Raw genomic sequence first — 14,505 nt, forward strand, 5'->3', positions numbered from 1 at the left:
TACGAAGATAGGGAATAGAATTGCGAACCAACGACAGGGAATGCGGGCTTTGGTAGAAAGTACTTTTAGCGAAAACCGCCACCTATTCAGTTTACCGTCGCTCAAGAAACACGCCTTAGGCGGGTCTTTTTTTGTCATGGTATTGCTATTCATTGGATTTCTTTTCTATACCACACTGACTTGGATGTGGGACGATCAGCGATTGCCTCTCTCTAAAATAGTACTGCAAGGCGACTTAACTTATGTAACCGCTGGTGATGTTCAACATGCCTTTAGCGAGCTAGAGCATATTGGAACATTCATGTCTCAAGATATTGGCGTGTTGCAATACAGTTTAGAAGCGTTGCCTTGGGTTTCTGTTGTCTCGATTCGTAAGCAGTGGCCAGACACAATAAAAGTATTTTTGACTGAGTATCATGCAGCAGCTATCTGGAATGGCAATATGCTGTTGAATGAAGATGGTCAGGTGTTTAATGGTGATATTGGCCTTTTGAAGGGTGATAGAGTTAAACTTTACGGTCCAGATGGCACTAGCCAACAAGTGATTGAAAAGTGGCGACAGATAACGCCTTTAATTAACAGCCTAGGGTTAACCGTTACCTCGCTCGTTCTCAATGAGCGTCGCGCCTGGCAAATCATTCTAGACAACGGTATTCGTTTAGAATTAGGTAAAGATTTTTTAGATGAGCGTGTTGAGCGCTTTATTTCGCTTTACAACGAATTAGGTAGTAAGGCGAATCAAGTGAGCTACATCGACCTCAGGTACGATACGGGAGCCGCTGTAGGCTGGTTTCCAGAGCAAGAGTTAGAAGAGAGTACAGATGACTAAGACCGCAGATGACAACATAATCGTTGGTCTTGATATAGGCACTGCGACCATATCAGCTCTAGTTGGTGAAATATTGCCTGATGGTCAAATCAATATCATTGGTTCTGGGCAAAGCCCATCCAGAGGTATGGATAAAGGTGGTGTAAACGACCTAGAGTCGGTAGTTAAGTCGGTTCAGCGAGCTATTGATCAAGCAGAGTTGATGGCGGAATGCCAAATCAGCAATGTATTTATCTCGCTATCGGGTAAACATATCGCAAGCCGAATTGAAAAAGGCATGGGCACTATCTCTGATGAAGAAGTGTCTCAAGACGATATGGATCGAGCGATCCATACCGCGAAATCAATTAAAATAGGTGATGAGCAGAGAATTCTGCACGTGATCCCACAAGAATTTACCATTGATTATCAAGAAGGGATTAAGAACCCACTTGGTTTATCTGGTGTTCGAATGGAAGTCAGTGTTCACCTAATTTCTTGCCATAGCGACATGGCGAGAAACATTATTAAAGCTGTTGAACGATGTGGTCTCACTGTAGAACAAATCGTGTTTTCAGGACTTGCCTCAAGTAATGCGGTAATTACTGACGACGAGAGAGAGCTTGGAGTCTGTGTTGTTGATATTGGTGCTGGTACGATGGATATTTCCATTTGGACTGGCGGCGCACTGCGACACACAGAAGTCTTTTCCTACGCAGGAAATGCAGTAACCAGTGATATTGCCTTCGCTTTTGGCACGCCAGTGAGCGATGCTGAAGAGATAAAAGTAAACCATGGTTGCGCTCTGAGTGAACTCGTAAGCAAGGATGATTCTGTTAACGTCCCTAGTGTAGGTGGCCGTCCATCGAGAAGTTTGCAAAGACAAACTTTGTCGGAAGTGATTGAACCACGTTACACTGAACTTATGGGGCTCGTTAACCAAACTATTGATACGGTTCAATTACAGCTACGAGATGAAGGTATTAAACACCACCTTGCAGCTGGCGTCGTTCTCACTGGTGGAGCGGCACAAATTGACGGATTGGTAGAGTGTGCGGAACGTGTTTTCCGCAATCAAGTTCGAGTTGGTAAGCCGTTAGAAGTTAGTGGTTTAACCGACTATGTTAAAGAGCCGTATCATTCTACGGCGGTTGGTTTACTTCATTACGCAAGAGATTGTCAGATCAGCGATGAAGGTGATTACAGCGAACCTAAGCGTTCAGCACCTTCTATGTCTGGTTTATTTGGTAAATTGCGAAATTGGATACAAAAAGAGTTTTAACCTGAGTTGCAGGAAAAAACGGAGATAACACATGTTTGAACCGATGATGGAAATGTCTGACGATGCAGTAATTAAAGTCGTTGGAGTTGGTGGTGGTGGCGGTAACGCTGTTGAGCACATGGTGCGTGAATCAATCGAAGGTGTAGAATTCATCAGTGTTAACACTGATGCACAAGCACTTCGTAAAACAAGCGTTAGCAGCGTGATCCAAATTGGTGGTGATATCACTAAAGGTTTGGGCGCTGGTGCAAACCCACAAGTAGGCCGTGATGCAGCTCTCGAAGATCGAGAAAGAATTAAAGAAGTTCTAACTGGCGCCGATATGGTATTTATCGCAGCTGGTATGGGCGGTGGTACGGGTACAGGTGCTGCTCCAGTTATTGCTGAAGTTGCGAAAGAGCTGGGTGTGCTAACGGTTGCTGTTGTAACTAAGCCATTTAGCTTCGAAGGCAAAAAACGTTTAGCGTTTGCTGAGCAAGGTATCGAAGAGCTTTCTAAGCATGTGGATTCTTTAATTACGATTCCAAATGAAAAGCTACTTAAGGTACTTGGCCGCGGCGTTACTCTGCTAGAAGCTTTCGCAAGTGCAAATGATGTACTTAAAAATGCTGTACAAGGTATCGCTGAGCTAATTACTCGCCCAGGTATGATTAACGTCGATTTCGCGGATGTTCGCACCGTAATGTCAGAGATGGGTCATGCAATGATGGGTAGCGGTATCGCAAAAGGCGAAGACCGTGCTGAAGAAGCTGCTGAAACGGCAATTTCTAGCCCACTACTAGAAGACATCGACCTAGCTGGTGCTCGTGGCGTTCTTGTGAACATCACAGCTGGCCTAGATATGCGCTTAGATGAATTCGAAACAGTAGGTAATACAGTTAAGGCATTCGCATCTGATAACGCAACAGTTGTGATTGGTACTTCTCTAGACCCTGATATGACGGATGAAATCCGTGTAACTGTTGTAGCAACAGGTATCGGCACAGAGAAAAAACCAGACATTACACTAGTTGCTGGTGGTAAAGCTAAGGTTGCACCAACTCCTCAACCACAGGTCGCGGCTCAAACTGCACCAAAAGTGGAAGATAAAGTGGCACAACCATTGCAAGAAAAAACTGAGGTAAAACCTCAAGTTAAGCCGCAGCCAACAACGTCACCTGTTTCTTCAGGTACAGGCGCTAGCCAAAGTGCAGCACCTAAAGCTGAGAAAGAGAGTGGATACTTAGATATTCCGGCATTCTTACGACGTCAGGCTGATTAACAAATACCCAAAGTTTGACTATCGTCGAATTAATGGTAAAATTCGCGGTCGGTAAATACTGACCGTGATTTGTAGCACTGATAACGAGGCAAGCAGATGATCAGACAACGTACTCTGAAAGAAATTGTGAAAACAACTGGTGTGGGTCTCCACTCTGGTCGTAAAGTCACACTTACTCTTCGCCCGGCAGCTGCAAATACAGGTATTGTTTATCGTCGTACAGATGTAAATCCACCTGTAGATTTCCCAGCTGATCCAGCGTCAGTTCGTGACACTATGTTATGTACTGCTCTTGTTAATGACGAAGGCGTACGTATCTCTACAGTGGAACACCTTAACGCAGCTCTAGCGGGCATGGGCATTGACAACATTATTGTTGAAGTCGATGCACCAGAGATCCCAATTATGGATGGTAGCGCAAGCCCATTCGTATACTTGCTACAACAAGCGGGTGTAGAAACACTGAATGCAGCGAAACGTTTTATTCGAATCAAAAAGCCAATCCGTTTTGAAGATGGCGATAAGTGGGCAGAGTTTGTGCCATTTAACGGCTTCCGTATGGACTTCGAAATCGAATTCAACCATCCAGCAATTGAATCTGATGAACAGCACCTGTTGTTTGATTTTTCTTCACAAGGCTTTGTGAAAGAAATTTCTCGTGCTCGTACCTTCGGCTTCATGCGTGATATTGAATACCTACAATCACAAAACTTGTGTTTGGGTGGTAGCTTTGATTGCGCAATCGTACTAGACGAATACCGAATTCTTAATGAAGAAGGTCTACGTTTCGAAAACGAGTTCGTAACGCATAAAGTGCTAGATGCGATTGGTGACCTTTACATGTGTGGACACGCTATTATTGGTGAATTCCGTGCATACAAATCAGGTCACGGCCTAAATAATCAACTACTACGCGCAGTACTTGCTGATGCAGAAGCTTGGGAATGGGCAACATTCGAAGAAGAGGTTGGCTCTCCTGTTGCGTTTGCTGAACCAGGAATGGTTCTAGCGTAATTGTTGTTTACGACAATATAAGATTTTGAAAACCAGGTCATTGACCTGGTTTTTTTGTATCTATTTTCCAGATACAGTGTCGTCAGTATTTAAAAGTTGCCTAGTATTTGGCTACAGTCTGGCTAATCCATCAACAATTAGAAAGAAAAGTACCAAGCACATCAAACAAATGGGGTTATAAATGGTCGTTGGTGTGAAAATTACTTACACTAGAGGGCATTAATTTTAACTGAAGCCTTGAAAACTCTACTCTCAAGTACAATATCAAAGATACTAGATTTATCTCAGTATCCTTGGTTAGTAACTAAAGACTAGTTTATAGCTAGTAGAGACTGACGGCATTTAAAATAGATCGCGGACGATCTGAGAACGAAGAGATTCCAAGCACATGATTACTAAGCTGCTGACAAAGGTAATTGGCAGTCGCAATGACAGAACACTGCGCCGCCTTAGAAAAATTGTAAAAGAAATTAATAACTTCGAACCAACGTTTGAAGCTCTTTCAGACGATGAACTAAAAGCAAAAACGGTTGAGTTTCGTGAGCGCTTAGATAAAGGTGAATCGTTAGATCAACTTCTACCTGAAGCATTCGCTACGGTACGTGAAGCGTCGAAGCGTGTTTACGGCATGCGTCATTTTGACGTGCAAATGATTGGTGGCATGGTTCTAAATGCTGGCCAAATTGCAGAGATGCGTACTGGTGAAGGTAAGACACTTACCGCAACCCTACCAGCTTATCTAAACGCGCTACCAAGCAAAGGTGTTCACGTAATAACGGTGAACGATTACCTAGCGAAGCGTGATGCGGAAACAAACCGCCCATTATTTGAATTCCTTGGCATGACTGTTGGCGTGAATGTGGCAAACATGGCTCCGCCAGAGAAAAAAGAAGCGTACCAAGCTGACATCCTATACGGAACAAACAACGAGTTTGGTTTTGATTACCTTCGTGACAACATGGCTTTCCGTGCTGAAGACCGAGTTCAACGTGAGCGCTTCTTTGCTGTAGTCGATGAGGTTGACTCAATCTTAATTGATGAAGCTCGTACTCCGTTAATTATCTCTGGCCCCGCTGAAGATAGTTCTGACCTTTATACGCGCATTAACACTCTAATTCCTTCTCTAGAGCGTCAAGATAAAGAAGATTCAGAAGAGTACCGTGGTGAAGGTCACTACACCATGGACGAAAAATCAAAACAGGTTCACCTGACTGAAAACGGTCAAGAGTTTGTAGAAGAACTAATGGTCAAAAACGGCTTGATGGAAGAGGGTGACACACTTTACTCTCCAACCAATATCAGCCTATTGCACCATGTGAATGCTGCGCTTCGTGCACACGTATTGTTTGAGAAAAACGTCGACTACATCGTTACTGAAGAAGGCGAAGTGGTTATCGTTGATGAACATACTGGTCGTACTATGCCAGGTCGTCGTTGGTCTGAAGGTTTACACCAAGCTGTTGAAGCTAAAGAAGGTGTGAAGATTCAAAATGAAAACCAAACATTAGCATCGATCACATTCCAGAATTTCTTCCGTCTGTATGAAAAACTGTCAGGTATGACAGGTACTGCTGATACAGAAGCGTTCGAATTCCAGTCTATCTACGGCCTAGAAACGGTGGTTATCCCAACCAACAAGCCTATGGTTCGTAACGATATGCCAGATGTGGTTTATCGTACTGAAGAAGACAAGTTCAATGCGATCATTGAAGACATCAAAGACCGTGTAGCGGCTGGTCAGCCATCACTGGTTGGTACAGTTTCTATCGAGAAATCTGAACTGCTGTCTAACGCATTGAAAAAATCAAAAATTAAGCACAACGTTCTAAATGCTAAGTTTCATGAAATGGAAGCTGAGATCGTTGCACAAGCTGGTATGCCTGGTGCGGTAACTATCGCAACTAACATGGCCGGTCGTGGTACCGATATCGTGCTAGGTGGTAGCTGGCAGGCACAACTTGAGAAGATAGAGAACCCAACCAAAGAGCAGATCGAGAAGATCAAAGCTGATTGGAGAATCATTCACGATAAAGTACTTGAGTCAGGTGGTCTGCACATCATTGGTACTGAGCGTCATGAATCTCGCCGTATCGATAACCAGCTACGTGGTCGTTCTGGTCGTCAAGGTGATGCGGGTTCTTCTCGTTTCTACCTATCAATGGAAGATTCTCTACTACGTATATTTACGTCTGATCGTATGGCTGGTCTTATCCAAAGTGGTATGGACGAAGGCGAAGCGATTGAATCTAAGATGCTGTCTCGCTCAATTGAAAAAGCACAACGTAAAGTGGAAGGTCGTAACTTCGACATCCGTAAGCAGCTTCTTGAGTACGATGATGTAGCCAATGACCAACGTAAGGTTGTTTATGAGCTACGTGATGAACTGATGAGTTCAGATGACATCAGTGAAATGATCGAACACAACCGTGAAGATGTACTGGCGTCAGTTATTGATGAATACATCGCTCCTCAGTCTCTTGAAGATATGTGGGATATTGCGGGTCTGCAAGATCGTCTGAAGAATGACTTCGATCTAGACTTTGACATTCAAGGTTGGTTAGACGAAGACGACAAGCTTTATGAAGAAGCATTGCGTGAGCGCATTCTTGGTATGGCGGTTGATTCTTACAAACAGAAAGAAGAAGTGGTTGGTGCTCAAGTACTGCGTAACTTCGAGAAGTCTGTGATGCTACAAACGCTAGACGGCCTTTGGAAAGAGCACTTGGCTGCGATGGATCACCTTCGTCAAGGTATCCACTTACGTGGTTATGCTCAGAAGAACCCGAAACAAGAGTATAAGCGCGAGTCGTTTGAACTGTTTGAAGGCCTACTAGATGTACTGAAAACAGACGTTGTGACCATCCTTTCTAAAGTTCGTGTTCAGCAACAAGAAGAAGTTGAAAAGATGGAAGCTCAACGTCAAGCTCAAGCTGAACAAGCGGCGCGTCGTGCACAAGCACAACATGCAACGGCTGAAAACCAGCTAGCTGACGATGAAGCGGATGCGGCATCTCCACAAACGGTAGTACGCGATGAGCGTAAAGTGGGTCGTAACGAACCATGTCCATGTGGAAGTGGTAAGAAGTACAAACAGTGTCACGGTAAAATAGACTAAGTTTGGTGAACCTTCGCTGTAACGGATAATTGCAGTGTCGGAGGTACTCACTTACTAACGTAAGCTCCGTGCCTCCTCCTTGCACTTACCACGTCACAGCTTAGCTTCACACAAACTTATTGATAAAAAGAGTCGCTTAGGCGGCTCTTTTTGTATGTGAAAATAATAAGGTTTCGATAGCGTCATCCTCGAGAGTGAGGGACGAGCGAATCGGGGATCTTTCGAACTAACAAAAGAGCAGATTCCCTATCTAATTCGTTCCTCATTGTAGGGAATGACGCTAGGGACATAGAAGGAACACCATCATATGAAAAGAATCCACATTGTAGCGGGCATCATCTTCAATCAAGATAAGTCACAGGTATTTATCACTAAGCGCCCAGACGATAAACACAAAGGCGGTTTTTGGGAATTTCCAGGTGGCAAGGTTGAAGCGGGCGAAACCATCGAACAAGCAATGACTCGTGAGCTTGATGAAGAGATTGGTATTAAGGTGACAGAACAGACTTTGTTTGAACACCTTGAGTTTGACTATACGGATAAGTCACTTAAGTTTGATTTCATCCTTGTGACCGAATTCGAGCAACAGCCTTATGGTAAAGAAGGTCAACAAGGTGAATGGGTCGATCTTGAATCATTGAGTCAATACGCCTTCCCCGAAGCAAACGTGCCAATTTTAGAGCGAGTAATAAAAGAGTTTTCGTAATTGCTAGCCTGAGTTTGAGATTGTTGTTAGTTTAAAGAGATTAATCGATTGAACGTTGCTGCAAGAGATAAGTGGCAACGGTAACCAAAACAATGGAGATATTCGCAGTGGTAAGAATTGCAATTGCAGGAGCAGCTGGCCGTATGGGTCGTAACTTGGTGAAAGCCGCTCACCATAATTCAGAAGCAAGCGTTGGTGCTGGTTCAGAACGTCCAGAATCATCTTTGGTCGGTGTTGACGTCGGCGAGTTATGCGGTGAAGGTCGTTTTGATGTGGCTCTAGTTGATGACCTTTCGAAAGCGATTGAACAGTTTGACGTGATCGTCGACTTTACCGCACCTGTAAGCACATTAGCGAATATTGAACTTTGTAAACGTCACGGTAAAAAACTGATCATCGGCACTACGGGTTTCTCTGAAGAAGAAAAGCAGGTTATCGATGCGGCTTCAAAAGAGATGGCTATCGTAATGGCACCGAACTATAGCGTTGGTGTGAACTTGGTTTTTAAGCTGTTAGAGAAGGCTGCTAAAGTGATGGGCGATTACTGTGATGTTGAAATCGTAGAGGCTCATCACCGTCATAAAGTCGATGCACCGTCAGGTACTGCGATTGGTATGGGCGAAGCGATCGCTGGTGCGATGGGCAATGAGCTAAACGATGTCGCTGTATGGTCACGCGAAGGCATTACGGGCGAGCGTACCAAAGATGAGATTGGTTTTGCGACAATCCGTGCCGGTGACATCATTGGCGAGCATACCGCAATGTTTGCTGATATTGGTGAGCGCGTTGAAATTACCCATAAAGCAACGGATAGAATGACCTTTGCTAATGGTGCGATAAAGGCAGCTGTTTGGCTAAATGATAAGCCAGCAGGCTTTTATACCATGACAGACGTCCTTGGTTTAAACGATCTATAAATAGATATTTATGCGCTGGCAATTGCCGGCGCTTTCTTTATTTGGTGGCTTTTCCTTAATAATCTCTCTTCTACAATCTTCCTTCTACTTTCTTCTTATCGCCATTTTCCCTCTATTTTTATGCTATTTATGCAGGCCTTAGTGTGTTTTTTGTTTTAGATCTTTAAATTATTATGTTTTCTCTTGGTATTTATCGATTGCGTTTTGTCGCTGATATTTTTGGCACTCTATGGTTAGCTAAAATGACGGGTGAAAATTGGAAAATCGTAATATTCCTATTAATTGAGTATGAAAGTTGAACTTTTGAAGCTTTGGCAAAGGAAATTGAATTAGTTCTTACAAATGTTTAATTTCTTTTGCGTTAAATGTTGACACGTATCACGCAGATCACTAAAATACCGCCAATTTGTCTAATTTCCATAAACACGCAGTTTTTGGTGTTGCAGGAAGGTAGATTTGCAAATTAAATCAATTTTAATGCATTTTTATTTCTGGAGGTTGTCTTGAAGAAGTCAGCACTACTCGTCCTAGAAGATGGGACAGTATTTCACGGTGAAGCCATTGGCGCTGTAGGTTCTGCAGTTGGTGAAGTCGTTTTTAATACCTCGATGACGGGGTACCAAGAAATCCTCACTGATCCTTCCTATTCTCAACAAATCGTTACCCTTACTTACCCTCACATTGGCAATACCGGAACCAATTCCGAAGACGAAGAATCTTCTTCAATCCACGCTCAAGGCCTTGTGATTCGCGATCTCCCTCTAATCGCTTCTAACTTCCGTAATGAACAATCCCTTTCTGATTACCTTAAGTCGCAAAACGTTGTTGGTATCGCTGATATCGATACTCGTAAGCTGACGCGTATTCTTCGTGAAAAAGGCGCACAGAACGGTTGTATCGTAGCTGGCTCTTCAGTAAACGATGGAAATTTAGACGAAGCTTTGGCTCTAGCTAAAGCAAAAGAATTCCCTGGCCTGAAAGGTATGGACCTTGCGAAAGAAGTTACAACAAAAGAAGCGTATCAATGGAAACAAGGTTCGTGGACGCTTACGGGTGGACTTCCTGAAGCGAAAGCAGACTCTGAATTGCCATACCACGTTGTTGCTTATGACTTCGGTGCAAAACGAAACATCTTACGAATGCTTGTTGACCGCGGCTGCCGCCTAACGGTTGTTCCTGCTGAAACTTCTGCTGAAGAAGTACTTGCTCTGAACCCAGACGGTGTTTTCCTTTCAAATGGCCCTGGTGACCCAGAACCATGTACTTACGCAATTGAAGCAACAAAAGTGTTCCTAGAAAAAGGTTTACCAATCTTTGGTATCTGTCTAGGTCACCAGATTCTTGCTCTTGCGTCAGGCGCTAAGACAGTGAAAATGAAGTTTGGTCACCACGGTGCAAACCACCCGGTTAAAGATTTAGATCGTGATGTTGTGATGATTACTTCACAAAACCACGGCTTTGCTGCTGACGAAGATACGCTTCCAGAGACATTACGAGCGACTCATAAGTCTCTATTTGATGGTTCTCTACAAGGTATCCACCGTACAGACAAACCAGCATTTAGCTTCCAAGGTCACCCAGAAGCAAGTCCAGGTCCAGAAGATGCGGCGCCGCTATTCGACCACTTCATTGAATTAATTAAACAGCACACAGCGTAATCCGGAGTAGTAGATAATGCCAAAACGTACTGACATTAAAAGTGTTCTAATTCTAGGTGCTGGTCCGATTGTTATCGGTCAAGCATGTGAGTTTGATTACTCTGGTGCTCAAGCTTGTAAAGCACTTCGCGAAGAAGGTTACCGAGTTATTCTTGTAAACTCGAACCCAGCGACAATCATGACTGACCCAGACATGGCTGATGCGACTTACATCGAACCTATCCAATGGGAAGTGGTTCGTAACATCATCGCTAAAGAGAAGCCTGATGCAGTTCTACCGACAATGGGCGGCCAAACTGCACTTAACTGTGCGTTAGATTTAGAAAAATACGGCGTACTTGAAGAGTTCGGCGTAGAGATGATTGGCGCAACTGCTGACGCTATCGATAAAGCTGAAGACCGCTCTCGTTTTGATAAAGCAATGAAAGCTATTGGTCTTGAGTGTCCAACGGCTGATACAGCGAAAACGATGGAAGAAGCTTACAAAGTTCAAGAAATGGTTGGTTTCCCTTGTATCATTCGTCCATCGTTTACGATGGGTGGTACAGGCGGTGGTATCGCTTATAACAAAGAAGAATTTGAAGAAATTTGTCGTCGTGGTTTGGACTTGTCTCCAACCAACGAACTTCTAATCGATGAGTCACTTATCGGTTGGAAAGAGTACGAGATGGAAGTGGTTCGCGACAAGAACGACAACTGCATCATCGTATGTGCGATTGAAAACTTTGACCCAATGGGTATTCACACGGGTGACTCGATCACCGTGGCTCCTGCTCAAACGCTAACAGACAAAGAATACCAACTAATGCGTAACGCTTCTCTAGCGGTACTGCGTGAGATTGGTGTTGAAACGGGTGGCTCAAACGTACAGTTTGGTATTAACCCGAAAGATGGCCGTATGGTTATCATCGAGATGAACCCACGTGTATCTCGTTCTTCTGCACTTGCTTCTAAAGCAACAGGTTTCCCAATCGCTAAGATTGCAGCGAAACTGGCTGTTGGCTTTACGCTAGACGAGCTAATGAATGACATCACTGGTGGCGCAACACCAGCATCATTCGAACCAACAATCGATTACGTAGTAACTAAGATTCCTCGTTTTAACTTCGAGAAGTTTGCAGGTGCTAACGACCGTCTAACGACTCAAATGAAGTCGGTTGGTGAAGTTATGGCTATCGGTCGTAACCAACAAGAATCTCTACAGAAAGCACTTCGCGGTCTAGAAGTTGGCGCAACTGGTTTTGACGAAATGGTCGACCTAGATGTACCTGACGCTCTAACGACGATTCGCCATGAGCTTAAAGAAGCTGGTTCTGACCGTATTTGGTACATCGCAGATGCTTTCCGTGCTGGTATGTCAGTTGATGGTGTATTCAACCTAACGCAAATTGACCGTTGGTTCCTAGTTCAAATCGAAGACATCGTAAAACTAGAGCAAGAACTTAAAGCGAAAGGTTTTGCTGGTCTGAATAAAGACGAGCTAATGAAGCTTAAGCGTAAAGGTTTTGCTGATGCTCGCCTGTCTAAGATTCTAGGTGTGGCTGAAAGTGAAATTCGTCGTCTACGTGACCAATACGATATTCACCCAGTCTACAAGCGCGTAGATACGTGTGCGGCTGAGTTCTCTTCTGATACGGCTTACATGTACTCATCTTACGATGACGAATGTGAATCGAACCCAACAGACAAAGAGAAAATCATGATCTTAGGCGGCGGTCCAAACCGTATCGGCCAAGGTATTGAATTCGATTACTGTTGTGTACATGCATCTCTAGCACTACGTGAAGATGGCTACGAAACAATCATGGTTAACTGTAACCCTGAGACAGTTTCGACAGACTATGATACGTCTGACCGTCTGTACTTTGAACCAGTAACTCTGGAAGACGTACTAGCAATCGTTCGTGTTGAGAAGCCAAAAGGCGTTATCGTTCAGTACGGTGGTCAAACACCACTGAAACTGGCTCGTGAGCTTGAAGCTGCTGGCGTACCAATCATTGGTACTAGCCCAGACGCAATCGACCGTGCAGAAGACCGTGAGCGTTTCCAAGTTGCTGTTGACCGTCTTGGTCTTCTACAACCAGAAAACGCGACAGTAACAACAATGGAGCAAGCGGTAGAGAAATCTCGTGAAATCGGCTTCCCACTGGTTGTACGTCCTTCTTACGTACTTGGTGGTCGAGCGATGGAAATCGTATACGACGAGCAAGACTTACGCCGCTACTTCAACGAAGCAGTTAGCGTTTCAAACGAATCTCCAGTACTACTTGATAGCTTCCTAGACGATGCTGTTGAAGTGGACGTTGATGCGATTTGTGACGGTGAGCGCGTTGTTATTGCGGGTATCATGGAGCATATCGAGCAAGCGGGTGTTCACTCAGGTGACTCTGCATGTTCTCTTCCGGCTTACACGTTAAGCCAAGAAATCCAAGACGTAATGCGTGAGCAAGTTGAAAAGCTAGCGTTCGAGTTGGGTGTTCGTGGTCTAATGAATACGCAGTTTGCTGTTAAGAACAACCAAGTGTACCTAATCGAGGTTAACCCTCGTGCAGCACGTACAGTGCCGTTCGTATCGAAAGCAACAGGCGCAGCAGTCGCTAAGATTGCAGCTCGTGTGATGGCAGGTCAATCGTTAGAGTCTCAAGGCTTTACGAAAGAAATCATCCCACCATACTACTCAGTGAAAGAAGTTGTTCTTCCGTTCAACAAATTCCCTGGTGTTGACCCACTATTAGGCCCAGAAATGCGCTCTACTGGTGAAGTTATGGGTGTTGGTGCAACGTTTGCTGAAGCATACTCTAAAGCTGAATTGGGTTGTGGTCACATCTACCCTGAAGGCGGTCGTGCATTGCTTTCTGTTCGCGAAGGCGACAAAGAGCGTGTTGTTGACCTAGCATCTAAGCTATCTAAGCTTGGTTACCAGCTAGACGCAACTCACGGTACAGCTGTTATCCTTGGCGAAGCGGGTATCAACCCACGTCTAGTAAACAAGGTACACGAAGGTCGTCCTCACATTCTTGACCGTATCAAGAACAACGAGTATACGTACATCGTGAACACTGCAGCTGGCCGTCAAGCGATTGAAGATTCTAAAGTTCTTCGTCGTGGCGCACTGGCTGAGAAAGTGAACTACACGACTACGCTAAACGCTGCATTCGCGACTTGTATGGCGCACACTGCAGACGCGAAAACGTCAGTAATTTCAGTTCAAGAGCTACACGCACAAGTTAAAGCTTTTCAAGCTTAATTGACTCACGTGTTTCGCTGTTAAGCGGATATAAATGCTCAAAGCCCACTCTTCGGAGTTAATGCCGATCGTTTAAGAAGACTTGAACGATCTTGCAGTTAGCAGATAATCCCCATCAACAACGTTGATGGGGATTTTTTTATGCTTGAACAAGAATTAGCAATGGCACATGAGACCATTGAAGATGCCGACAATTATGAATCTGTTGTCGACGCCATTCAGATTGAGTGGATAGAACAAGCTCTTCTTGAAACCAATAAAGCGAGCATAAGACGACGTCGGCTTCCCGCTCAGCAAGCTGTCTGGTTAGTTATTTGGATGGGGCTGCAACGCAACATGTCTATCAAAGAGGTGTGCAGTTCATTAGACATTGCACTTCAGCCTAAACCTGAAGATAGCTGGTCTCGTGTTGCACCCAGTGTCCTAACTGATTCACGCCGACGTCTAGATGAGAGTCCGTTAGCGGCTCTGTTTCACACAACGGTAAAGGCTTGGAA

Annotated in this window: 10 protein-coding genes; all 10 read left to right on the top strand. The window is 44.4% G+C overall.

What is annotated here, in order from left to right:
* Positions 1–49 precede the first annotated feature (49 nt).
* On the top strand, positions 50–829 hold the full coding sequence (locus ACED53_RS13365; RefSeq protein WP_029225533.1) for a cell division protein FtsQ/DivIB: 780 nt from the start codon (positions 50–52) through the stop codon (positions 827–829).
* Entirely contained in the window at positions 822–2,090 is a 1,269-nt protein-coding gene (gene ftsA / locus ACED53_RS13370; protein WP_004729844.1) for a cell division protein FtsA, read from the top strand. Before ACED53_RS13365 ends, ftsA begins: the two co-directional genes overlap by 8 nt.
* Before the next feature lie 31 nt (positions 2,091–2,121).
* Positions 2,122–3,351: a cell division protein FtsZ gene (ftsZ, locus tag ACED53_RS13375; RefSeq protein WP_012603216.1), complete on the top strand. Its 1,230-nt coding sequence runs from the start codon at positions 2,122–2,124 to the stop codon at positions 3,349–3,351.
* A gap of 96 nt (positions 3,352–3,447) precedes the next feature.
* Positions 3,448–4,365 carry a UDP-3-O-acyl-N-acetylglucosamine deacetylase gene (gene lpxC, locus ACED53_RS13380; protein WP_009848388.1) on the top strand — a complete coding sequence of 306 codons (918 nt, stop codon included), beginning with the start codon at positions 3,448–3,450 and terminating at the stop codon, positions 4,363–4,365.
* A gap of 388 nt (positions 4,366–4,753) precedes the next feature.
* Complete coding sequence (gene secA, locus ACED53_RS13385) at positions 4,754–7,480, top strand: preprotein translocase subunit SecA (protein ID WP_009848389.1); 2,727 nt, start codon at positions 4,754–4,756, stop codon at positions 7,478–7,480.
* Positions 7,481–7,787: 307 nt separating this feature from the next.
* Positions 7,788–8,186 (top strand): 8-oxo-dGTP diphosphatase MutT, encoded by a 399-nt coding sequence (gene mutT, locus ACED53_RS13390; RefSeq protein ID WP_009848390.1) that lies wholly within the window; start codon positions 7,788–7,790, stop codon positions 8,184–8,186.
* A gap of 92 nt (positions 8,187–8,278) precedes the next feature.
* Positions 8,279–9,103 (top strand): 4-hydroxy-tetrahydrodipicolinate reductase, encoded by an 825-nt coding sequence (gene dapB, locus ACED53_RS13395; RefSeq protein ID WP_020477212.1) that lies wholly within the window; start codon positions 8,279–8,281, stop codon positions 9,101–9,103.
* A 503-nt stretch (positions 9,104–9,606) separates the two neighbouring features.
* Positions 9,607–10,761, top strand: coding sequence for a glutamine-hydrolyzing carbamoyl-phosphate synthase small subunit (gene carA / locus ACED53_RS13400; RefSeq protein ID WP_017101343.1), 1,155 nt, complete (start codon positions 9,607–9,609; stop codon positions 10,759–10,761).
* A gap of 16 nt (positions 10,762–10,777) precedes the next feature.
* Positions 10,778–14,008, top strand: a complete 3,231-nt coding sequence (gene carB / locus ACED53_RS13405) for a carbamoyl-phosphate synthase large subunit (RefSeq protein WP_017101342.1) — start codon at positions 10,778–10,780, stop codon at positions 14,006–14,008.
* A 141-nt stretch (positions 14,009–14,149) separates the two neighbouring features.
* Positions 14,150–14,505: transposase domain-containing protein (locus ACED53_RS13410; RefSeq protein ID WP_371715265.1), on the top strand; the 356-nt coding region annotated here is incomplete at its 3' end.

The sequence above is a fragment of the Vibrio sp. 1F169 genome (assembly GCF_041439605.1).
GTDB classification, from domain to species: domain Bacteria; phylum Pseudomonadota; class Gammaproteobacteria; order Enterobacterales; family Vibrionaceae; genus Vibrio; species Vibrio tasmaniensis_A.